This window comes from Rhodobacter capsulatus (assembly GCF_003254295.1).
In the GTDB taxonomy this organism is placed as follows: Bacteria; Pseudomonadota; Alphaproteobacteria; order Rhodobacterales; family Rhodobacteraceae; genus Rhodobacter; species Rhodobacter capsulatus.
In genome coordinates this window covers 40,330-62,495 of sequence record NZ_QKZO01000015.1, presented here as the reverse complement: position 1 = coordinate 62,495, position 22,166 = coordinate 40,330, and the positions used below count along the sequence as shown (strand labels likewise).

Here is a 22,166-nt window from a genome sequence, read left to right as displayed (position 1 = left end):
GGAGCAACCCCATGACCGCGCACCATCCCGATCTTCTCCCGAACCTCCCGACGCTTGCACTTCCCTTCCGGCGTCGGACCGGGATCGGTTGCGCGGTCCACCACCGGCCTGTTCTGTCCTCCACGAACAGCTTTCTGGCCGGTCTGGCGCGGAGGGGCGCGCCCACGGGCACCATCGTTCTGGCCGATCATCAGACGGCCGGACGCGGCAAATACGACCGACCCTGGGTTTCGCGTCCCCGGGAAAGCCTGCTTGCCTCGGTGCTTCTGCGTCCCTCCCGCCCTCTGGCCGATCTGGCGCAGGTGACGCTGGTCATCGCCGTCGCCGCGGCCGAGGCCATCGCCCGCACCACGGGCCTTGCGCCGCAAATCAAATGGCCGAACGACCTGATGGTCGGGGGCCGCAAGCTTTCGGGCATCCTGTGCGAACTGATGCTCACCCCCGAAGGCGATCTGGATCACATCATCGCGGGCATCGGCATCAATATCGCCCAGAGCCGCACGGATTTCCCGCCGGAGCTGCAAGCCATCGCCACCTCGATCAGCGCCGAAACCGGCCGCAAGGTCGACCGCTTCGATCTTTTCGCGGCGCTGGTCGAACGGCTCGACCACCGGCTGACCGAATGGGAACGTTTCGGCTTCGAGCCCGCCCGGCAGGCCTGGTCGGTGCGCTCCTGCACGCTCGGCCAGCCCGTTACCCTTTCCGCCCCGCAGGCCCCCCGTCAGGGCATCGCCGAGGCGCTTGGCCCGGATGGCGCGCTCTGTCTGCGCACCGCCGACGGCACCCTTCACAGCGTCATCTTCGGCGAGATCCCCCTCGCCCCGACGCAGGCAACCCTTTGAAAACCCTCTGAAGGAGGAAGACGAAAGCAAATGACGCAGCAAGACAAGCGCAACAACTGGCGCAAGCGGGCGGAAGATACCGCCGCGCGCAAGGAGGCGGCAGCGCCCCTCTATGCCAAGGGCAAGGAAGTGCTCGCCAAGGATACGGTGGCGCTTCTGGAAGCGGTGATCCGCCCCTTCGACATCATCAACATCGAAGGCAACAACCAGAAGCAGGCCGACTTCCTGGCCGAATGCCTGAACAAGGTCGACCGCGCCAAGATCCACGATCTGCACATGGTGCAATCGGCCGTGCCGCTGCCCGCGCATCTGGATCTCTTTGAAAACGGCATCGCGAAGAAACTCGACTTCGCCTTTGGCGGGCCGCAAGCCGGGCGGGTGGCGAAATTCATCGCCAATGGCAAGATCGAGCTGGGCGCGATCCATACCTATCTCGAACTCTTCGGCCGCTACTTCCTTGACCTGACACCGCGGGTGTCGCTCGTTTGCGCCTACAAGGCCGACCGCAAGGGCAACCTCTATACCGGCTTCAACACCGAAGACACCCCCGCCATCGTCGAGGCGACGAAGTTCCGCGAAGGCATCGTCATCGCGCAGGTCAATGAAATCGTTGACGAACTGCCGCGCGTCGATATTCCGGGCGACTGGGTGGATGCGGTGATCCAATCGCCGAAACCCTTTTTCATCGAGCCTCTGTTCACGCGCGATCCGGCGCTGGTGACCGACAGCCAGATCCTTCTGGCGATGATGTGCCTCAAGGGGATCTATGCCGAATATGGCGTGACCTCGATGAACCACGGCATCGGCTTCCTGACCTCGGCGATCGAGCTGATCCTGCCGACCTATGGTCTGGAACTGGGGCTCAAGGGCAAATGCTGCACGCATATGATCCTGAACCCGCATCCGACGATGATCCCGGCGATCGAGGAAGGCTGGGTCGACACGATCCACTGCTTCGGCGGTGAACTCGGCATGGAAGATTACGTCGCCTCGCGGCCGGACGTGTTCTTCGTGGGGCCGGATGGCTCGCTGCGCTCGAACCGGGCCTTTGCCCAGACGGCGGGGCATTACGCCATCGACATGTTCATCGGCGGCACGCTGCAGATCGACAAATACGGCAATTCCTCGACCGCGACGGCGGGCCGGGTGGCCGGGTTCGGCGGCGCGCCGAACATGGGCTGCGATGCCAAGGGGCGGCGCCACCCGACCGACGCCTGGCTGAAATGCGGCCAGGAACTGCCCAGCCTCGACCGTGACATCGGCAATCTGCCGCGCGGCAAACGCCTTGTCGTGCAAGGGGTTGAAACCTTCGGCGAGGGCCGTGCCCCGGTCTTTGTCGACGAGCTCGACGCCTGGAAACTGGCGCGCGATGCCGATCTTCCGATCCCGCCGGTGATGATCTATGGCGACGACCTGACCCATATCGTCACCGAGGAAGGCATCGCCTACCTGAACCGCTGTAAGGACATGGAGGCCCGGATGGCCGCCATCCGCGCCGTCGCGGGCTTCACCGACATCGGCCTTGCCGCGAAACCCGAAGAGACCCGCGCCCTGCGCGAGGCGGGGATCGTCAAGACCGTCTCCGATCTGGGCATCAACCCCGCCCGCGCCAACCGCGACCTTCTGGCCGCGAAAAGCATGCGCGATCTCGTGACCTGGTCCGGCGGACTCTACAACCCGCCCGCCCGCTTCCGCAACTGGTAAAGACAGGCAAAATCATGGCCTTGCACACTCTCACCCTGGATCTGGCCCCCGCCGCGCCGAAGACGCGGATCCAAGCCCGCCTGCATGTGGGCGTCACCGGATCCAGCGATCTGGAAATCATGATGCATCCCGAAGACCTTTCGGGCCGCGTCGCGGTGACCGTGGTCACCCCCGTCACCGGCTTTGACGCGCTCTGGACCCGCGTCTTGCAGAAATTCCTCGACGATTCAGGGCTTTGCGACGCCCGCATCGAGATCAACGACAACAACGCCACCCCCGCCGTCGTGCTGTTGCGCCTGCAACAGGCGCTGGCCGCGGCCTGAGGCGGAGAGACGAGATGACCCACTGGACAGACCTGCAACCCCGCAGCTTCCTTGAAGCCTCGGCCCGCGACCGCGCCATCGGATTGGTGGACGAGGGCAGCTTCACCGAACTGGCCGGCCCCTTCGACCGGGTGACCAGCCCGCACCTTGCCCTGCTCGGCGATGCCGTGGCCTTTGACGACGGCATCGTCACCGGCGTCGGCAAGATCGGCCGCACCCCCGTTTTCGTGATCTCGCAGGAGGGCCGCTTCATCGGCGGCTCGGTCGGCGAGATCGGCGGCGCGAAGATGGTGACCGCGATCAAGCTGGCGATCGACTTCCATGACGATCTTGTGGCGCAATTCGACGACCTCGACGAAGAGGAAAAGCCCCTCGTGGTGATTTCCTTCGAGACCGGCGGCGTGCGGCTGCACGAGGCCAACGCCGGGCTCCTGGCCCATGCCGAGGTGATGGACCAGCTGCAGAAAGCCCGCGGCAAGGTGCCGGTGATCGCGCTGATCGGCTCCAAGGTCGGCGCCTTTGGCGGCATGGGCTTCGTCGCCGCCGCCACCGACGTCATCATCATGTCGGAATTCGGCCGCCTTGGCCTGACCGGCCCCGAGGTGATCGAGCAGGAAATGGGCAAGGAGGAATTCGACGCCTCCGACCGCGCGCTTGTCTACCGCACCACCGGCGGGCGGCACAAATTCATCATGGGCGACGCGAATTTCCTGGTCGAAAACACTGTCGCGGCCTTCCGCGATCAGGTCTCGGCGCTGGCGGGCCTGTCGATCGAAGCGTTTGAGGAGATGCGCCGCATCGGCTCGTCCGCCAAGGTCAAGGCGCAGCTGCGCGCCGTGGCGCTGGCGGCCGAGATGCAACCCGGGGATGCGACCGATGTCTGGACGCGGGCGGGCAACACCGACGCCCATGCGCTGATCGACCTGCCCCTGCCCGAGTTTCTGGCCACTGTGCGCCGTCTCGCCGTCTGATCCGAAAAGGAGTGAAATCATGGACATGCAGGAAAGCATGATGGGGCGGGGCCGCGACGCGATCGAGATGATCGTCGATGCGGGCAGCTTCGCCGAGGGGGTCGTGGGGGCGAAAAGCTTCGACGATCCCGAATTCGGGCCGGGCGCGGTCGTGGGCACCGCGACGCTGCAGGGCACGGTCTGCACGATCATCGCCTCGGATGGCGGCGCGATGAACGAGAAATTCCCGGTGGTTTACGCCGGGATCATCGGGCTGGAGGAAGGCTACAAGATGGCCGAGGCGGTCTATGCCTCGATCCTCGAGGATGCCGAAAAGCCGCTGGCGGAAAAACGGCCGCTGGTGCTGATCGTCGACACCCCTGGCAACGGCCCGGGCAAGGTCGAGGAAATCTTCGGCATGAACAAATCGACCGCCGCCTATCAGCTGGCGCTGGCCGAGGCGCGGCTGAAGGGCCATCCGATCATCGCCATGGTGATCGGCCGGGCGATCTCGGGCGCCTTCCTGTGCCACGGGCTGCAGGCCGATGCGATCCTGTCGCTCGATGCGCAATTCGGCACGATGATCCATGTGATGCCGCTGACCTCGGTCTCGCGGATCATCCGCAAGGATCTGGAAACGCTGGAAGTCCTGTCGAAGCAAAGCGCCGTCTTTGCCGCCGGTCCGCGGTTCTTCCACTCGCTCGGCGGCGTCGAGGCGCTGGTCGAGACGCTGGATGGGATGCGCCCCGCCATCGTCGCGCGGATCGCCGAGGTCCGGGCCGCGAAGCTGGAGGGACGGCAGGACGATCTTGGCCCCTGGGGTCGCGGCAAGCTGGGCGAAGCCCGCGGCGGCCGGATCGAGCGTCCCCGCGTCATCGAGATGATGAGCCGCGATTTCGCCGCCGTGGCGGATCGCTACGCGCCGAGCCGCTGAGCCCCGAAAGACCGACGGCCAAAGGAAGACGAAGATGTCAGACGATCTCAAAGCCCTCGAAGACGCGCTGAGCCTGCAAGGCGCGGTGCCGACGCTTGCGGACATGCCGCGGCGCACGCTTGCCGACAAGGGCATCGCGGGCCCCACCGCGGCGCATGTGATCGAGGAGGTCCACACCCCCTTCAATCTGGCCTATCTGACCTTCACCACCGGATCGTCGGCCTTTCAGACCATCGTCGGCGTGACCCATGCCGAGCTGGAAAACCGCAATGCAGTCGCCCGGGAGATTTTCGGGCGGCTGCAGATCCCGGCGGGCGCGCGGATGCTTGTCACCTATCCGCCGCTGGTGAATGTGTTTTCGAAACAGGCGCTTGAGGCCTGCGGCCTGATCTGGTCGCATCTCGAGCGATCCAGCCGCGATGCGCTGTTGCTTTCCGCCTGCCGCGAGCAGCCGCTGCTGATCCTCGGCGAATCCTCGTTCCTGCGCGCGACGCTGGAACAGGCCCTGCGGCTGGGCCTGAAGCCGCGGATGCCGCAGGGCTGCGTGCTTCTGTGCGCCGGAACGCCGCTTGATGCCGAGCTTTTGCCGGTGGCCGAGGCCTTCGGCTACGCTGTGCACGATCTTTACGGCTGTCAGGAATTCGGCTGGCTCACGCTCGATGGCCGCCCGCTGCGCGCCGACATTTCGCTGGTGCCCTCGCCCCTGGGCGATCCCTGGCGGGAACTGGTCGTCGGCGGCCTGCCGATGGGCGACAGTTTCGTCGTGTCCGACGCCGGGCATGTCTGCGACCGCGCGGGGCGGATCATCACCTATCGCCGCGCCCGCACCTACCCGGAATACGAGGTGATCGTCACCCATACCCAAGCCACGACCGCCGAGGTGATCGAAAAGACCGCCCGCACCATCCTGCGCATCAAGAGCCGGGTGGTGAAGGTGGCGCCCGATCTGACGGTGGGCGCCAGGGCGACGCGGCTGGAACTGGTGCCCGCGCTTGGCCGGGCCGGGCAGAGCATCGTGATCGAAGGCCCGGGGACGACGGTGCTTTTCGACACGCTTGTGACCGCGCAGCGCGAGATGGCGCAAAGCGCCAAGACCGACCCCGCCTGGATCAAGAGGCGCTGAGATGTTCCGCATTCGCCACAGCCTTGCCCATGTTTCGCCCGCCTCGCGCCCGGGCATCCTTGCCGCCGTGCTCGACGCGCTGCCCGAACAGATGCGCGACCCCGGCACCCGCAAGCTGGTGCGCGACGCGATGAGCAAGGCGCATATCCCCGGCATCGTCTGCCGCCCCACCGGCCCCTGCCCCGATGGCGGCGGCCAGCTTGGGTTTTCCTTCCCGTTCCGCCACGGCGCCGAACGGGTGCGCGCCGCGGTGCCGGTGCGGCGCGGCCAGGTCTCGGCCTTCTTCACCCCCTGGGAGGTGATGGACCGCGCCCTGATCCTCGGCCCGAACCTGCACCCTGCCCTGCCGGAAATCGCCCGCGCGGGCGCCCTCGCCGGGGTCGAGATCGGCCTGATCGGCTCGGCCGCGCTGCAGACGGTGACCGGCCTGCCCTATCTGCGCCCGGACTCGGACCTTGATCTGGTGGTCCGCGCCGAGAGCCTGCGCGCGCTGGAACAGCTGGCGACGATGCTGGCCGCGCTCTCGCGTCGGCGCGGCCTGGCGATGGATGCCGAGGTCGCCCTGCCCGGCGGCATCGGCGTCAAGCTGACGGAACTGCTTTCGGGGGCGCGCACGGTGCTGGGCAAGACCATCACCGGCGTCGAACTGATCGAGCGCCCCCGCCTGATATCCCTTTTCGAGGCCCCGCCCCCGGCGCGGCCCGACCCGCAACACCCAATCAAACAGCCCGAAAGGAAAAGGCAATGGATGTGAAAGTGAAGATGCCCTCGGTGATCGTCTCGATCGAGGTCGCGGTGGGCGCCACCGTCACCAAGGGGCAATGCGTCGCCGTCGTCGAGGCGATGAAGATGAAGAACGACACCCCCGCGCCGATCGACGGCACGGTGAAGTCGATCGCCGTGAACCCGGGCGACCGCCTGAAACCCGGTGCGGTGATCATGATCATCGAATAAGGACAGGCGGACGGGCGCCTGCACGGGGCAGGCGCTCTTCTCCGCCGATCAAGGAGGACAAGACATGTTGATTTACGGGGTCTCGCTGATGAGCGGCTGCCTGATCGCAGGCGTGATCATCGGCAAGCTGATCGGCCACATGGTCGGCATCGATGCCGATGTCGGCGGGGTCGGCATCGCGATGCTGCTTCTGGTCGTCATCTCGCGCTGGTTCATCGACCGCGAGCGGATGTCGGCGATGGCGCAGGACGGGATCAAATTCTGGTCGGCGATGTATATCCCGATCGTCGTTGCCATGGCGGCGAGCCAGAACGTCGTGGCCGCTTTCGATGCGGGCACCATGGCCTTCATCGCCGGGTTCCTGCCCGTCGTTGCGGGCTTTTTGCTGATCCGTCCGCTGGCGGCGCTTGGCGGCACGGTCGAAACCGAAGACGCGGCCAAACGTTCTGCGCAAGGAGCGAAATGACATGCTCGACATCATCGTAGGAACGCTGGAAAAACTGCCGCTGGTCACCGCCTTCGCCATCGTCGGCGTGATCATGTGGATTTCCTATGCGATCGGCAAACTGACCAGCAACCGCATCCACGGGTCGGCCATCGCCATCGTCGCGGGGCTGGTGCTGGCCTATGTCGGCGGCAAGGTCACCGGCGGCTCCAAGGGCATTTCGGACATCTCTCTGTTTGCCGGTTTCGGGCTGATGGGCGGCGCGATGCTGCGCGATTTCGCCATCGTCTCGACCGCCTTCGGGGTGAAACTGGAAGAAGTGAAAAAGGCCGGTCTGGCAGGCGGCATCGCGCTGGTGGTTTCGGTCATCATCTCGACCGCGATCGGCGCGGCCGTGGCCTATGCCTTCGGCTATACAAGCGTGGTTGACATGGCGACGATCGGCGGCGGCGCGGTGACCTTCATCGTCGGTCCGGTGACCGGCGCGGCGCTTGGCGCCTCCTCCGAGGTGATCGCGCTTTCGGTGGCGGCGGGCGTGGTGAAATCCATCGCCGTGATGATCCTGACGCCGCTTCTGGCGAAACCCGCGGGGCTGACGACGCCTGCGGCGGCGGCGGTTTACGGCGGTCTGATGGGCACGACGAGCGGTGTGAGCGCGGGCCTTGCCGCGACCGATCCGAAACTGGTGCCCTATGGCGCGCTGACGGCGACCTTCTACACCGGCTTCGGCTGCCTGATGGTGCCTTCGGTCGGTTACATGACCCTCGCCGCTCTCTTCGGTTGATTTTCTTGGCGGAACGTCCAACCGAGTGACCAGAACCATGCAACCACAAGTGAAATGGGGCAATCCGATGACGGTTTCAAGTATTGCCGCCAGCAGCTTGCGGTTGCAAGGCGCCGCGGGCAGCCCGCTTCCAAGCCTGCCTGCGGCCGCCACGACCATCGAAATTTCCGATGTTTTCCATGGCTTTGACGGGCGCGAGGTGCTGCGCGGGCTCTGCGTGACCCTGACCCAGCGGCGGATCGGCATCGTCGGCGCGAATGGCTCGGGCAAGAGCACATTCGCGCGATTGCTGAACGGGCTGCTGCTTCCCGCACGCGGCAAGGTGCGCATCGACGGGCTCGACCCCGCGCGCGATCTCAGGGCGGTGCGGCGCAAGGTCGGCTTCGTGTTTCAAAATCCCGATACCCAGATCGTGCTGCCCACGGTCGAGGAAGACATCGCCTTTGGACTCAAGGGCCATAAGTCCGGCGCGGCGGACCGTGCCGCGAAAGTGACCGAGATCCTGGACCGCTTCGGCCTGGCCGATCTGCGCCAGGCCCCGGCGCATCGGCTGTCGGGCGGGCAAAAACAGCTTCTTGCCATCGCGGGCGTGCTGATCACCGCCCCCGACTGCATCGTCTTCGATGAGCCGACGACGCTGCTGGATCTGCGCAATGCCCGCAGGGTCGGGCAGGTGATCGCCGATCTGACGCAAACCGCGATCGTCGTCACCCATGACCTGCCGCTTCTGGCCGGTTTCGACCGCGTGCTGGTCTTCGATCAGGGCCGGATCGTCGCCGATGATGAACCTGGCCCGGCGCTGCGGGCCTATGTGGAGCGGATGACATGAGCCCGCTGCACCGCTGCCCGCCGGGGCCGAAACTGGCAACACTGGCCCTTGCCGGAACCGGCCTGATGTTTGTCACCAACCCGTTTGCGATGCTTGATTTTCTGGCCCTGACGCTGCTTGGATTTCACGTCGCGGGCTTTGGCGGGGCACGGATCTGGCGCCAGATCCGCCCGATGCTCTGGATGCTGGCGGTGCTGTTCCTGGTGCAGGGCGGACTGGCGGGCTGGACCCTGGCCGCGCTGATCGTCGCCCGCCTCCTGACGCTGATGCTTCTGGCCAGCCTTGTCACGCTGACCACCCGCACCGAAGATCTGATCGCGACGCTGGAACGCCTGCTGACGCCGCTTGCGCCCCTTGGCGTGAACCCGGCAAAGGTCGGGCTGGCCGTCTCGCTGGCGCTGCGCTTCCTGCCGGTCATCGCCGAGGAGGCCGAACGCGTGCGCGAGGCGCAGGCCGCGCGCGGTCTTGGCACCCATCCGCTGGCGCTGATCCTGCCCTTGATCGTGCGCGTCCTGAAAGCCGCCGAAGAGGTCGCCGAGGCGATCGAGGCGCGGTCAGGCCATGACGACGGCCCCGCCCTTTCCCGATAACCCCTGCGAAGGACCCCTCCGATGACGGCCATTTCCACCCGCGACATCGTCCTGATCGCGCTTTTCGCGGCGTTGACCGCCGCTTTGGCGCTGTTTCCGCCGATCACCCTGCCGCTGATCGGCGTGCCGATCACCGCGCAATCGATGGGGCCGATGCTGGCGGGCGCGGTGCTGGGCGCGCGGCGCGGGGCGCTGGCGATGGGCCTTGTCGTCGCCCTTGTCGCTTTGGGCCTGCCGATCCTCTCGGGCGGGCGCGGCGGGCTTGGCGTCTTTGCCGGGCCGACGGTGGGCTTTCTGCTCGGCTGGATCCCCGCCGCCTATGTGACCGGTCTTTTGCACGAACTGGGCTGGAACAAGCTGACCGCGCTGCGCTCGTTCGTCTTTGCCACGCTGGGCGGCATCGTCGTGCTTTACGGTCTTGGCGTTCCGGTGCTGGCGGTGCAGGCGGGGCTCTCGCTCAAGGCCGCCGCGCTGGGGTCCGCACCCTTCATCCCGGGCGATCTGGTCAAGGCGGCGCTCACCGCCGCGGTCGCCCTCTCGGTCAAGCGGGCCTGGCCGATCATTCGCGCCCGCGATATCGCGACGGCCTGAACGGGCAAAACTGAAAACAACCCGCCGGGCCCGCCGCAAGGAGGGGCCCGGTCTTTGCGTTGAAAGGAGAAAAGATGAACCCGCTCAAACGCTTCGGCATCGACGGTTACATGGTTCTGCTGCTGGCCATGGTGCTGGCGGGCGTCCTCCTGCCCGCCCAGGGCGCGCTGGCGTCGGGGCTGAAACAGGTCACCTGGGGGGCAGTCTGGCTGCTTTTCTTTCTTTACGGTGCGAAGCTTGATCCGCGCACGGTGCGGGCGGAACTGCTGAACTGGCGCCTGCAGGGGCTGACCTTTGGCGCGACCTATCTGCTGTTTCCGCTGCTCGGGATCGGCTTTGCCGCGGTCTTCGCCCCGGTCCTGGGGCCGGAGGTGACGCTGGGACTGCTGTTCCTGTCGGTGCTGCCCTCGACCGTGCAATCCTCGATCGCCTTCACCGCGCTTTCGGGCGGCAATGTGCCCGGCGCAATCTGCGCGGCCTCGGTGTCGAACCTGATCGGCGTGGTGCTGACGCCGCTTCTGGTCACGCTTCTGATGCATCGCGCCGGTGGCGGCACCAGCCTTGCCGCGGTGGCGGGCATCGGAACGCAGATCCTTTTGCCCTTCGCCCTGGGGCAGATCCTGCGGCCGCGGATCGGCGGCCTTGTTGCCCGGCACAAGCGCCTGACGATGGTCGTCGACCGCGGCTCGATCCTTCTGATCGTTTATGCGGCCTTCAGCGCGGGGACGGTAGCGGGGCTGTGGCAGGCGATTCCGGCGCTGCGACTGGTCCTGCTGGCCGGGGTGATCGCGCTGTTTCTGGCGCTTGGCATGGTGGCGATGGCGGCGGCGGGGCGGGCCTGTCGCCTGCCCCGCCCCGACCGCGCGGCGCTGTTCTATTGCGGCGCGACGAAAAGCATCGCCACCGGATTGCCGATTGCCGCCGCGCTGTTTCCGGCCGATCAGGTGGGCGCGATCGTCCTGCCCGCGATGCTTTACCACATGAGCCAGTTGCTGGTCTGCGCGTTTCTGGCGCAAAAGCGCAGCGCCTAGGCCATGTGGCGCAGGCTGCGGAGGTTGACAACTGGCAGCCCGCGGCGCAATTCTTGCGCACTCACCCGGGGGGTCTCGACAAGAGGCTGAGATACTGATGGCCGGACGGCAAATCCGCGCAGCGCAGTGACCCGATGAACCTGATCCAGTTCACACTGGCGTAGGGATGGTGCACTGGCCGCGCGGGCCCCGACCACCTCTTCGTGGGAAGGGACGTCTCCGATACCGGCACTCCCATTCGACGCGGAACTGGGTCTCCAACGCCTTGAGCTCTGGAGGCTCCGACCGATGAAAGACCTGACCCCAACCGTCACCACGGGCCCCCTGCCCGGCTCGCGCCGCGTCTGGCAGGCGGGCGAACGCCACCCCGAGATCCGCGTGCCGATGCGCGAGATCGACCTGCATCCCACGGCCGGGGAGCCCCCCGTCACCCTCTACGACAGTTCCGGCCCCTATACCGATCCGCAAGCCGAGATCGCCATTGACCGCGGCCTGCCGCGTCTGCGCGAGGGCTGGATTGCCGCAAGGGGCGATACCGAGACCTGTGCAGGACACCAGCGGACGCCCGGGGATGACGGTTGCCCCGAAAACGCGCGGCGGACGCCCGATTTCCCGCAGCGCCCGGTGCCGCGCCGGGCCCGGCCGGGGCATGCGGTGACGCAGCTGGCCTATGCCCGGGCCGGGATCGTCACGCCCGAAATGGAATTCGCCGCCATCCGCGAAAACCTTGGGCGCAAGGCCGCGCAAGAGGCGCCGGCCCGCGACGGCGAGAGCTTCGGCGCCGAGATCCCGGATGTCATCACCCCCGAATTCGTGCGCGACGAGATCGCGCGGGGCCGGGCGATCCTCCCCGCCAACATCAACCACCCCGAGGCCGAACCGATGGTCATCGGGCGCAACTTCCTGGTCAAGATCAACGCCAATATCGGCAATTCCGCCGTCACCTCGTCGATGGCCGAGGAAGTCGAGAAGATGGTCTGGGCCATCCGCTGGGGCGCGGATACGGTGATGGACCTCTCGACGGGCCAGGACATTCACACCATTCGTGAATGGATCCTGCGCAACTCCCCGGTGCCGATCGGCACGGTGCCGCTGTACCAGGCGCTGGAGAAGGTGGGCGGCATCGCCGAAGACCTGACGTGGGAGGTGTTCCGCGACACGCTGATCGAACAGGCCGAGCAGGGGGCGGATTACTTCACCATCCATGCCGGGCTGCGGTTGCACATGATCCCGATGACGGTGGGCCGGGTGACGGGCATCGTCTCGCGCGGGGGGGCGATCATGGCCAGATGGTGCCTGCACCATCACCGCGAGAGCTTCCTTTACGAGCATTTCGACGAGATCTGCGAGATCGCCCGCGCTTATGACGTGGCGTTCAGCCTGGGCGACGGGCTGCGCCCGGGCTCGATCGCCGATGCCAATGATGCGGCGCAATTCGCCGAGCTGGAAACCCTGGGTCGGCTGACCCGGATCGCCCGGGCCAGGGATTGCCAGGTGATGGTCGAGGGGCCGGGCCATGTGCCGATGCACAAGATCAGGGAAAACATGGACCGGCAGCTGCGCGATTGCGGCGAGGCGCCGTTTTACACGCTCGGTCCGCTGACCACCGACATTGCCCCGGGCTATGACCACATCACCAGCGGCATCGGCGCCGCGATGATCGGATGGTTCGGCACGTCGATGCTTTGCTACGTGACGCCCAAGGAGCATCTTGGCCTGCCCGACCGGAACGACGTGAAAACGGGGGTGATCACCTACAAGATCGCCGCCCATGCCGCCGATCTGGCCAAGGGGCATCCGGCGGCGCGGATCCGCGACGATGCCCTGAGCCGCGCACGGTTCGAGTTCCGCTGGGAGGATCAGTTCAACCTGTCGCTCGACCCGGACACGGCCCGGTCGATGCATGACGAAACCCTGCCCAAGGAGGCGCACAAGCTGGCGCATTTCTGTTCGATGTGCGGGCCGAAATTCTGCTCGATGCGCCTGAGCCACGACATCCGTGCCGAGGCGCAGAAGGAAGGCATGCAGAAGATGGCGGAGAAGTACCGCGCGGGCGGGGATCTTTACATGCCTCCGGACGACATGAAATGAGCGCATGGGGCGGGAACCGCACGCCGCCCGAGGTCGGAGAGCGACGGGGCGGCAGGCGCCCCATCGCGGGCCCTGTCGGACACGGGTCATCCGCCCCTTCGGCCGAGGTCAGCGGCCCGCCTGCCGCGCCTCGGCGGCTCTCCAGGGCGGGGTCAGACTGGGCGCACCGAAATAGTAACCCTGCATGCAATCGACCCCCTGCCCCGCCAGCCAGGCCGCATCTTCGGCGGTTTCCACGCCTTCGGCCACCGTGAACATCTCGAAATGCCCGGCAATTGACAACAGCGCCCTGGTAAGCACCTGGCTGTCGGGATTGTCCGCGATGCCGGAAATGAACTGGCCGGAAATCTTCAGGATGTCGAAATAGAACTCGCGCAGATAGCGCAACGAGGTGTAGCCCGCCCCGAAATCGTCGATCGCGAAGCAGATGCCCTTCATGTGCATTTCGTGCATGAAGACCGAAACCAGTTCGGGCATCGTCATCGCCGAGGCTTCGGTGATTTCCAGGATCAGCCGCTCGCCCAAAGTGTCGTCGCGCGCAAGCCAGCGGGTGAGGATGCGTGTCCATTCGGGCCAGCCGATCGAGCGCGCCGACATGTTCACCGACAGCCGCAGCTTCGGGTTTTCGGCAAGCGACATCAGCCCCATGTCCAGCGCCAGGCAATCGAGCCTGCGGCCAAGGTCGGAGGTTTCCGCGGCACCGATGAAATCATGCGACGGAATCACCCGGCCCGCATCGTCCAGCACGCGAATGAGGCCTTCGTAAAACGCCGGATGCTCCGGCCGGGCCGTCTGCATGATCGGCTGGAAGGCGAGCAGCACATCGTTGCGCTCGATCGCGCGGCGCACCATCGCAAGCGTTTCCCGGTCGCGGCTGGCCACCGCGAAGGCGAGCGGGTTCGCCTCGGACGGATCGGCCAGGTCGCGCGGAAAATCGGGGTATTTCCTCATCTGCCACTCCTGACTGAAGGGATATCAGGATGCGCGCGATAGTTGAACAAGCTGTTAAACTTCCAAGCCTGCGAAATTTTTAGGTAAGCGCTGTGGCGTTTCAGGCTTTCCCGGTCAGACAAATGCCCCGCAGCCTCGATGCAGGCCGCGCAGGATAATCAGCCCCCTGCCCGCGCAACATCGCACAATCTATTGATTGTATTCAATTTAGCTTGCTGATGCGGATAAGGCGCCGCGTCGGTACCTGGGTTCATCCGCTGGGGATCATGTCGGCGTCTGAAGCAGGTCAATCGGTCCCGCTTGTGACCTGATTCTGGATGCAAGCCCCCTGCCCTTCCCGATTCCTGGCTTCGATGCGGTCGGGACGGATGTCTTTCGCGATCTTCCACCCGGTCAAACCCGACAGCACAGCCGGTTTCTGGGCCAGTTGTCCGCGGACAATTTCAGGCCGGGGCCATGGCGCCAAGCCGCCTGACAAGTCTGATCGCGTCGAAGTCTCGACTTCTGGCGCCGCTGGTGATCGCCCTGAAATAGGCGCCGACGTTTCTGATCCGATCGTGGAACTGGACAATCGCCCAAACGGTGATCGCGCTTCGCAAGGCGCCAATGCTGCGCACGGCCTGGCCATAGGTTGCCCGGTCGATGCCGATCATCGGCGCCAAGGTCTGAGCATGTGCGATCACATCGCCAAAATGCGCGATGCTTCCCAGCGAAAAAGACGCGGCCTCCGGGCAAGCCGTCACCAGCTCTGCCAGCGACAGCGTCTCCGCTGCAGCCGGTTTGTCTTGCGACGGCGGTTCTTCTTCAGGTTTTTCTTTGTTTGACTTCTGATGGTGGCGGACATTTTGGCCGTCGCTGGCGGACAGTTTCGATGCGCCGACATGCGTTTCGAGGCGGTCATCCTCAGCCTCCTGAACCTCTTGCGGCAGCGCCGCGGACAGCGCGGACAGCTCTGCCACGGTCAGCCTGGTGCGCAGCCGCCGCAACAGATCCAGCCCGCGCGTGTCGGTCGGATCGGCTTGCAGCAGCGGGCGAAGCTGCGCCCGGATCTTCGATTTCAGATAGGCGATCTGCGCCGCGGTCTGTTCGGCCTGCACCGCCAGGGCGGCGATCTCGGCAAGCTTGTCAAACAACGGGCTGAGATCGAAGCCGAAATGCATCGCCTGTTTCGCGGCGGGATCGTAGCGGGTGAAGCGCTTGCCATTGGCGCTGTCCTTGCGCTGCAAAAGGCCTGCCTCTTGCAGCGTCGCCGCATGGCGCCGCAAGGTCCGGTCCGAAACGCCGTTGCGGCGCGCGCTCAGCGTCAGGTTTGAGGCGAAGACCATGTTGTGGTTCCGCTTCGGCGCTAGGCAGGACAGCATCGCCTCGAGCGTGGCAAGCACGGTCGGCTTCAGCCCCAGAAGCGGGGCCGCCTTGCGCAGGGTCTCGACAATGATGTGACGTTCGGGGGCTTGGCTGGCGGAGATCTGGCGGCCGGGCCGGGCGTTGTCCGCGGACAACAGCTCTGACGCCCGCGCACCGAAGGCGGCGGTTGCTTGAATGAAAGCCATGGATTTTTCACGGCAAACCGGGCGGCAAGGGCCCCGGGCCATCCAGCCTTGCACGAAGGCAAAAATGAGTCATCAACCGAATCGGTTGCTGTTGACTGCGGCAGAGAAGCTGGTACATCTGAGGGTGCAAAGAACAGATGGGGCTCTCCGAGGATGACCTTGGGGGGCTCTTTCTTTTCGGGTTGCTTGGTGCTCCTTTCTGCTGCTCGTTTCTTTTCCGGTCAGTCGGCCTTGGGGCCTGACCGCCATTCCGCGTAAAGACGCCGCAATTCGGCCTCGGCGTTCTCGCGCCACCACCGGGCAAACTCCGGCGCGTCGGTTTTCGACAGTTTCACCGTCACCGCCCGCGCCGATTCGGTGATCTGCGCCAGCCGGACCCCGTCTTCCGACACGACCGGCAGGGCAGGGGAGGGGGGCTCCGCCCCGGAAGCCGCCTTGCGCAGGTCCGCCGCGGCCGCCTCGGCCAGCTGGGCAAACCGCCCGTCCGAGGTTTCGGCCGCCTGTGCCAGCGCCGTTTCCGCCAGCGCGACAAGATCAAGGTCATGGTTGTTGACCAGATCGGCCAGCTCTTCCCACCGCCGCCGACCAATGCCATGCGCGGGGCCGATCCGGCGTGCCACCGTTTCGGGAATGCTCCGCGCAACTTTCTGCATCCGCGACAGCATCGGCTTGTCGATCGCCAGCGCGTCAAGGATCACCGCCGTCTCATAGCCGCTCGTCCCCAGCTCGGCGGCAAAGAGCGACTTCTCGATGAAGCTCGGATCCAGCCTTTGCGCGTTCTCTTGCCCTTGCGCCAGGATCGCCTCGTCATCGGACAGCGCGCGGACAAGGGCTTTCGCGGGCAGGCCAAGCAGGCGCAGCGCCCGCAGCCGGCGGCGCCCGTAAACGATGCGGTAATATCCCGGCTTCTCGGCGATCGGCCGCACCATGACGGGCACCTGCTGCCCGTGCAGCCGGATGCTTTCGGCCAGCTGCGCCACATCGGCATCACTGAAGGCGAGCCGGTCCCTGGGGCCGCCCTCCTCGATCAGCTCGGGCGGGATCTCGCGCACGGCATTGCTTGACAGATCCTTGAGCGTCGATTTCACGCCGCTCATCGCGCCGGTGTTCGGGAAGCGGGATTTGCTTTCGGTTGCGGGTTTTTCCGCGCCAGCGGGCGGCGGGGCAGGGGGCTGAAACAGGTTGCGACGCGCCATCAGTCAGTCTCCCGTCCCCAGGAATTCTGGATCACCGTCTCGAATTCGTTGGCGACGCCGTTCACGCTTTCCAAAATCCGGTCGAGCGTTTTCTTCAGCACCTGCGACGGTTCGATTTCGTAGATCGTCTGCTGCGTCATCCCGGCATCGGAAATCGCGGTCGATTTCAGCATCGGCGTGGTCAGCACCTGATCGAGCAGGATCGAGCGCAGGAACCCCGCCATCTGCGATTGCGGCACGTCGGTCGGCTCATAGCGCGCGATCAGGAATTTCAGGAAATTCCAGTCGATCGGACCGGCGGCCTCCTCCAGCGCACGCACGGTTTCGCCCGCCATTTCAAGGAATTGCGCCATCGAGGCGACGTCAAGCATGCTGGGCACGACGGTAATCAGAAGCCCCGTCGAGGCCAGAAGCGCCGTCATCGTGGTAAAGCCAAGCTGCGGCGGGCAGTCGATGATCACCAGATCGTAGTTTGCCTCCACCTCGTCCAGCGCAATCGCCAGCCGCTGCGTAAAGGGCGGGTCGATCTTGTGTTGCAGCGCATAGGCGGTTTCGGTCTCATATTCCGACAGCATCAGCCCGGCCGGGGCCAGATCGAGATTGTGGAAATAGGTCTTGCGGATGACCTGGCTCAGGGCCACCGGCTCTTCGTATTTCAGCGCGTCATAGATCGTCCCGCCCTCGGCGAATTCGATCTCGGGCCGATAGCCGAACATCGTCGTCAGGCTGGCCTGCGGATCCATGTCGATCGCCAGAACCCGGTAGCCGCGCAGCGCATAGCGTTGTGCAAGATGGATCGCCGAAGTCGTCTTGCTGGACCCGCCCTTGAAATTGACGATCGAGATCACCTGCAACGCGTCCCCGGCGCGGCGTCCGGGCAGGTAAGCCTCGCCGTTGCGGCCGGTCTTCGCCATGATGTGGCGGATCTGGTCGATTTCCGCCGCGGAATAAAGCCGCCGCCCGCGGGAATCGGTCTCCACCTCGGGGAAATCGCCATCCTGATGGCGCGTCCGCAGGTTCGACATGCTGATTCCGGTCAATTCCGAAACTTCGGAAGGCTGGAATTTGCGCAGCGTTTTCCGGCTTTCCGGCTGAAAGCTGTTGCGCATATGGTTGTCGAGCGCCTCCGAAAGCCGTACCGCATTCGCGGCGATGGAGGCTGCAACAGTGCCAGAAACGGCCGGTTTTGACGATATGCTCATTCTGCCCTCTTGGCCTCTTGGTGGGCCGTCTTGGTTTCGTCGCGAAAACGCGTTGTTTGCGCCTTTTTGCGACAAGACAAGACATTGCACGCAACTTTCCCCCAGACAACAGTTATTTGCAAATCCCGCACGCGGGCGCCCGGCAAGGCCCTGCTGCGGCGCGAACAGGATTTGCCCAAACCCCTGATAAAATGTGACTTTTCCGTTAGCACCGATGACGACACGAGATCTGGTGGCGGGGGACGGGCGTTCCACAACCCGTCGCGGGGGCTGCGGCCCGCGAATCGCCCCCGTCTCGCGCCGGTGCGGCAAATCGGACAAGACAGCTTGCCTTTCCCGGGCCAAGCCGTCAGATTTCGCGCGTCAGCCATGCTGTGCCTTGCCGCAGCCCAGCCAGAGATTGCAGTCATGCAGGAAAAGGCGGGCAGATGGCGGTTTCGGCACAGGCGGGCACAGAGGCACCGGGGGCAGCGGCCGTCCCGGACCGGCGGGCGGGGCGCAAGCCGCCTTCGCCCTGGCGCATCCTGAAACCCGTGCAGGGGCAGATCCGGCTGGCGATGGCGATCTCGGCGGGCTCGGCGCTTGCTGCCCTCGGGGTGATGGTGTCGCTGATGCTGGTGATCCGCGCGCTGCTGGAACGGCCGGACACCATGCCCTGGGCCGCGCTTGGCGCGGCGGCGCTTTGCACCGTCGCCGCCTATGCTGCCCGGCTCGGGGCCTTCAACCAGGCGCATTACGCGGCCTTCCGGCTGGAGCGGATCCTGCGCATCGGTCTGGCGAACCGGCTGGCGCGGGTGTCGCTGGGCTATGTCGAGGCGCAGGGCGCAGGCGCGCTGGCCAAGGTCATCCATGACGACGTGAAGGCGCTGCATGTCTTTGTCGCCGACAGCACGCCGCTTTATGCCCGCGCCTATGTCACGCCGGTCGTGACCTTCGCGCTGCTGTTGCTGTTCGACTGGCGGCTGGCGCTGGTGGCGCTGGCGGTGCTGGCGCTTGGCTGGGGCATCCTGCGCGGGGCGCAGCGGCGGCGGCGCGACATGGTGCGGGCCTATAATGCGGCGCGCGAAAAGGTCAGCGCGGCGGTTGTGGAATATGTGCAGGCGATGCCCGTGGTGCGCAATTTCGACAGCGGCCAAAGCAGTTTCGGCCGCTATCAGGCGGCGCTGGACGGCTATCTTGCGGTGATGCTGGACTGGTACCGCGCCGCGGGCTTTCCGGCGCGGTTCTCCTGGCTGATGCTGGGTCCGATGCCGACGCTGACGCTGGTCTTGGGCGCGGGGCTTTGGCTCAGCGCGATGGGCGATCTGTCGGTGCCGCGCTGGCTTGGCGTGCTTCTGGCCTGCACCGGCATGGCCGAGGCGATGATGCCGATGATGATGCTGCGCCACATGATCGAAAAGGTCGGGCTGAGCGTGGCGCGGATCGAGGAGGTGATGGCCGCCCCCGATCTGGACGCGGCCGGGGCGATGCCGCCCGGGCCGCTCGCCTTCGACCCGGCGGCGCCTGCGCTGCGCTTTGATCGGGTGCGGTTTTCCTATGCGCCCGACCTGCCCCCGGCGCTTGACGATGTCAGTTTCGAGGTCGCGCGCGGCAGCGTGACCGCGCTGGTCGGGCCCTCGGGCGCGGGCAAGACCACGGTGGCGCGTCTGGTGCCGCGGTTCTGGGATGTCACCGCGGGCAAGATCGAGATCGGCGGCCATGACATCCGAACGATCGGCGCCGAGCCGCTGTTGCAACAGGTCGCCTTCGTGTTTCAGGAAAGCTTTCTATTTGCCGATACCATCGCCGCGAATATCCGCATCGGCCGCCCCGAGGCCACCGAGGCCGAGGTGATCGCCGCGGCACGGGCGGCGCAGGCGCATGACTTCATCACCGCGCTGCCGCAGGGGTACGAGACCCGGGCGGGGGAACGCGGCGTGTTCCTCTCGGGCGGGCAGCGCCAGCGCATCGCCATTGCCCGGGCGCTGTTGCAAGATCGTCCGGTGCTGGTGCTGGACGAAGCGACGGCCTTTGCCGATCCGGAAAACGAGGCCGAGCTGATCGCGGCGCTGTCCGAGCTGATGCGCGGGCGCACGGTGATCATGGTGGCGCATCGGCTGGCGACGATCCGCGACGCCGACCAGATCCTTGTCTTCGAGCGCGGCCGGATCGTCGAGCGCGGCCGCCACGCGGCGCTGGTGGGGCAGGGCGGGCTTTATGCAAGGCTTTGGCAGAATTACGAAACCGCGCAAAACTGGTCGCTTGGCGCGGCGCGGGAGGGGATCTGATGGCGGTCATCGGCAAACAACCGGCCGGGCGGTCGGGGGCAAGTTCCTTTGCGACGATGTTCCGGCAACTGGCCGAAAGCGTCGGGCCGGAAGATGCGCCGGGGCTGCGGCGCGCGCTTTTCGGGCTGATCGCGGCGGCGGCGCTGCAGGGGCTCGGGCTGGCGGTGATCGCGCCCCTTTTCACCGCCGCGGCGACGCCGGGCGGGCTTGACCGGGCGCTTTCGTGGTTTGCCGTCCTGCTTTTGCTGATGGGCGCGGCCTCGGCGCTGCGCTGGCGCGCGCAGGGCTTCGATTTCGACGGCCGGATGGTGCGGGCGACCTGGCGGCTGCGCCGACGGCTAGGGGCGAAACTGCGCGAGATCCCGCTGGAACAACTGCAGGACAAACGCGCGGGCGAGATGAACGCGGTCGTGCTCGGCAATGTCGATGAAAACCTGCTTTACGCGCTGACCGTGCTCAATCTGGTCTTTGCCGCCGTCGTCACGCCGTTTTGCGCCGCGCTGGGGCTGATGCTGTTTGACTGGCGGCTCGGGCTTTTGCTGCTGGCGGTGTTTCCGGCGATCGTGCCGCTTTACCGCTGGCGGCGTCCGGCGCTGGGACGCGGCAAGCGCATCCTCGGTCAGGCGCATCAGGAGGCAAGCGCCGATGTGCTGGAATACACGCAAGGCTTGGCGATCCTGCGCGCGGCGGGGCGGGCCGGGGAAAAGGCCGCCCGGCTGTCGCAGACCTTCCAGAAACTTGAGGCGATTCAAGTCTTTGGCCATCGCAAGGGGGCGAAGCCCAATATCCTGGTGGCCAGCGTGGTCGAGCTGGGGCTGCTCGCCGTCCTGATGATCGGGGTTTTTCTGGTGACGCGCGGCAGCCTTGATCCGGCGGCGCTTGGCGCGGTCTTCGTGATCGTGGTGCGGCTCTCCGAGCCGCTTTCGACCTTCATCCTTTACACCGCGATGCTGGAGGTTATGGAGGCCGCGCTGGAACGGATCGGCGCGCTTCTGGCGATGGCGCCCCTGCCGCAGCGGGCCCCCGCCGCGATGCCCGACCGCCATGACATCCGCTTCGAGGCGGTCAGCTTCACCCATGCCCGGGCCGAGGCGCCGACGATCCGCGCCTTCAGCGCCCTGTTGCCCGAACATTCGCTGACCGCGCTGGTCGGGCCCTCGGGCTGCGGCAAGACCACGCTGACGCGGCTTTTGCTGCGCCATTTCGATCCGCAGGAGGGCGCGGTGCAGATCGGCGGGGTGGATCTGCGGCAGATCCCGGCGGAGCGTCTCAACGATCTGATTTCGGTGGTGTTTCAGGACGTTTATCTGTTCAACGACACGGTGCTGGCGAATATCCGCATGGGCCGCCCCGAAGCGACCGAGGCCGAGGTGCGGGCGGCGGCGCAGGCGGCGCAGTGCCTTGAATTCATCGAGCGGCTGCCGCAGGGCTGGCAGACGCCGTTGGGCGAGATCGGCGGCAGGCTTTCGGGCGGCGAGCGGCAGCGCATCTCGATTGCGCGGGCGCTGCTCAAGAATGCGCCGATCGTCGTGCTGGATGAACCGACGGCGGCGCTGGACACCGAAAGCGAGCTGGCGGTGCAGCGCGCGCTTGATGCGCTGGTGGCGCGCAAGACGGTGATCGTGATCGCGCATCGGCTGTCGACGATCGTCGGGGCGGATCAGATCCTGGTGATCGAGGACGGGCGGCTGGCGCAGGCGGGGCGGCATGCCGATCTCTTGGCCGCGGGCGGGCGCTATGCGCGGATGTGGGCGGCGCAGGGGGCGGTGAAACGCTGGTCGGCGGGACGTTGATTTGGGGGGCGTTGAT

21 protein-coding genes and 1 riboswitch are annotated in these 22,166 nt (G+C 66.1%); of the genes, 17 read left to right on the top strand and 4 right to left on the bottom strand.

Annotation, left to right across the window (positions count from 1 at the left end):
• Positions 1-11: 11 nt before the first annotated feature.
• From LY44_RS16815 to thiC, 15 genes are all read left to right on the top strand, one after another.
• Positions 12-842, top strand: a complete 831-nt coding sequence (locus LY44_RS16815; RefSeq protein ID WP_055211295.1) for a biotin--[acetyl-CoA-carboxylase] ligase — start codon at positions 12-14, stop codon at positions 840-842.
• Between the two features lie 30 nt (positions 843-872).
• Positions 873-2,546, top strand: a complete 1,674-nt coding sequence (gene mdcA, locus LY44_RS16810; RefSeq protein ID WP_055211293.1) for a malonate decarboxylase subunit alpha — start codon at positions 873-875, stop codon at positions 2,544-2,546.
• A 14-nt stretch (positions 2,547-2,560) separates the two neighbouring features.
• Positions 2,561-2,869 carry a malonate decarboxylase acyl carrier protein gene (mdcC, locus tag LY44_RS16805; protein ID WP_055211291.1) on the top strand — a complete coding sequence of 103 codons (309 nt, stop codon included), beginning with the start codon at positions 2,561-2,563 and terminating at the stop codon, positions 2,867-2,869.
• A 14-nt stretch (positions 2,870-2,883) separates the two neighbouring features.
• Positions 2,884-3,840: a biotin-independent malonate decarboxylase subunit beta gene (locus LY44_RS16800; RefSeq protein ID WP_055211289.1), complete on the top strand. Its 957-nt coding sequence runs from the start codon at positions 2,884-2,886 to the stop codon at positions 3,838-3,840.
• 19 nt (positions 3,841-3,859) lie between these two features.
• Positions 3,860-4,753 carry a biotin-independent malonate decarboxylase subunit gamma gene (gene mdcE, locus LY44_RS16795; RefSeq protein ID WP_055211287.1) on the top strand — a complete coding sequence of 298 codons (894 nt, stop codon included), beginning with the start codon at positions 3,860-3,862 and terminating at the stop codon, positions 4,751-4,753.
• A gap of 34 nt (positions 4,754-4,787) precedes the next feature.
• Positions 4,788-5,876: a hypothetical protein gene (locus LY44_RS16790; protein ID WP_055211284.1), complete on the top strand. Its 1,089-nt coding sequence runs from the start codon at positions 4,788-4,790 to the stop codon at positions 5,874-5,876.
• Between the two features lies 1 nt (position 5,877).
• The gene (mdcG, locus tag LY44_RS16785; protein ID WP_055211282.1) at positions 5,878-6,630 is read left to right on the top strand and encodes a malonate decarboxylase holo-[acyl-carrier-protein] synthase; all 753 of its coding nucleotides are present in this window, start codon (positions 5,878-5,880) and stop codon (positions 6,628-6,630) included.
• Positions 6,621-6,830, top strand: a complete 210-nt coding sequence (locus LY44_RS16780) for a biotin/lipoyl-containing protein (protein ID WP_013069348.1) — start codon at positions 6,621-6,623, stop codon at positions 6,828-6,830. Before mdcG ends, LY44_RS16780 begins: the two co-directional genes overlap by 10 nt.
• Positions 6,831-6,894: 64 nt before the next feature.
• The gene (gene madL / locus LY44_RS16775) at positions 6,895-7,296 is read left to right on the top strand and encodes a malonate transporter subunit MadL (protein WP_055211280.1); all 402 of its coding nucleotides are present in this window, start codon (positions 6,895-6,897) and stop codon (positions 7,294-7,296) included.
• Between the two features lies 1 nt (position 7,297).
• Positions 7,298-8,059, top strand: a complete 762-nt coding sequence (gene madM, locus LY44_RS16770) for a malonate transporter subunit MadM (protein ID WP_055211278.1) — start codon at positions 7,298-7,300, stop codon at positions 8,057-8,059.
• A 67-nt stretch (positions 8,060-8,126) separates the two neighbouring features.
• Entirely contained in the window at positions 8,127-8,888 is a 762-nt protein-coding gene (locus LY44_RS16765) for an energy-coupling factor ABC transporter ATP-binding protein (protein WP_330219262.1), read from the top strand.
• Positions 8,885-9,478 carry an energy-coupling factor transporter transmembrane component T family protein gene (locus LY44_RS16760; RefSeq protein ID WP_055211276.1) on the top strand — a complete coding sequence of 198 codons (594 nt, stop codon included), beginning with the start codon at positions 8,885-8,887 and terminating at the stop codon, positions 9,476-9,478. Before LY44_RS16765 ends, LY44_RS16760 begins: the two co-directional genes overlap by 4 nt.
• Before the next feature lie 21 nt (positions 9,479-9,499).
• A complete protein-coding gene (locus LY44_RS16755; RefSeq protein WP_055211275.1) occupies positions 9,500-10,069 on the top strand; it encodes a biotin transporter BioY in 570 nt (189 codons plus the stop codon).
• Between the two features lie 74 nt (positions 10,070-10,143).
• Complete coding sequence (locus LY44_RS16750) at positions 10,144-11,100, top strand: bile acid:sodium symporter family protein (RefSeq protein WP_111396065.1); 957 nt, start codon at positions 10,144-10,146, stop codon at positions 11,098-11,100.
• A 56-nt stretch (positions 11,101-11,156) separates the two neighbouring features.
• A riboswitch (TPP riboswitch) is annotated at positions 11,157-11,285 on the top strand.
• A 103-nt stretch (positions 11,286-11,388) separates the two neighbouring features.
• On the top strand, positions 11,389-13,191 hold the full coding sequence (thiC, locus tag LY44_RS16745; RefSeq protein WP_055211273.1) for a phosphomethylpyrimidine synthase ThiC: 1,803 nt from the start codon (positions 11,389-11,391) through the stop codon (positions 13,189-13,191).
• Positions 13,192-13,299: 108 nt separating this feature from the next.
• Here the strand turns inward: thiC and LY44_RS16740 are convergent, their stop codons facing one another.
• The 4 genes from LY44_RS16740 to repA form a co-directional block, all read right to left on the bottom strand.
• Positions 13,300-14,142: an EAL domain-containing protein gene (locus LY44_RS16740; RefSeq protein ID WP_055211270.1), complete on the bottom strand. Its 843-nt coding sequence runs from the start codon at positions 14,140-14,142 to the stop codon at positions 13,300-13,302.
• A 443-nt stretch (positions 14,143-14,585) separates the two neighbouring features.
• Positions 14,586-15,692: a plasmid replication protein RepC gene (repC, locus tag LY44_RS16735; protein WP_055211269.1), complete on the bottom strand. Its 1,107-nt coding sequence runs from the start codon at positions 15,690-15,692 to the stop codon at positions 14,586-14,588.
• Between the two features lie 221 nt (positions 15,693-15,913).
• Positions 15,914-16,888 (bottom strand): plasmid partitioning protein RepB, encoded by a 975-nt coding sequence (gene repB / locus LY44_RS16730; protein ID WP_055211267.1) that lies wholly within the window; start codon positions 16,886-16,888, stop codon positions 15,914-15,916.
• The gene (gene repA / locus LY44_RS16725) at positions 16,888-18,090 is read right to left on the bottom strand and encodes a plasmid partitioning protein RepA (protein ID WP_055211265.1); all 1,203 of its coding nucleotides are present in this window, start codon (positions 18,088-18,090) and stop codon (positions 16,888-16,890) included. Before repA ends, repB begins: the two co-directional genes overlap by 1 nt.
• A gap of 428 nt (positions 18,091-18,518) precedes the next feature.
• Here repA and LY44_RS16720 point away from each other — a divergent pair, with 428 nt between their 5' ends.
• Positions 18,519-20,357, top strand: coding sequence for an ABC transporter ATP-binding protein (locus tag LY44_RS16720; protein WP_055211263.1), 1,839 nt, complete (start codon positions 18,519-18,521; stop codon positions 20,355-20,357).
• The gene (locus LY44_RS16715) at positions 20,357-22,150 is read left to right on the top strand and encodes an ABC transporter ATP-binding protein (protein WP_055211261.1); all 1,794 of its coding nucleotides are present in this window, start codon (positions 20,357-20,359) and stop codon (positions 22,148-22,150) included. Before LY44_RS16720 ends, LY44_RS16715 begins: the two co-directional genes overlap by 1 nt.
• The last annotated feature ends 16 nt before the right edge of the window (positions 22,151-22,166 follow it).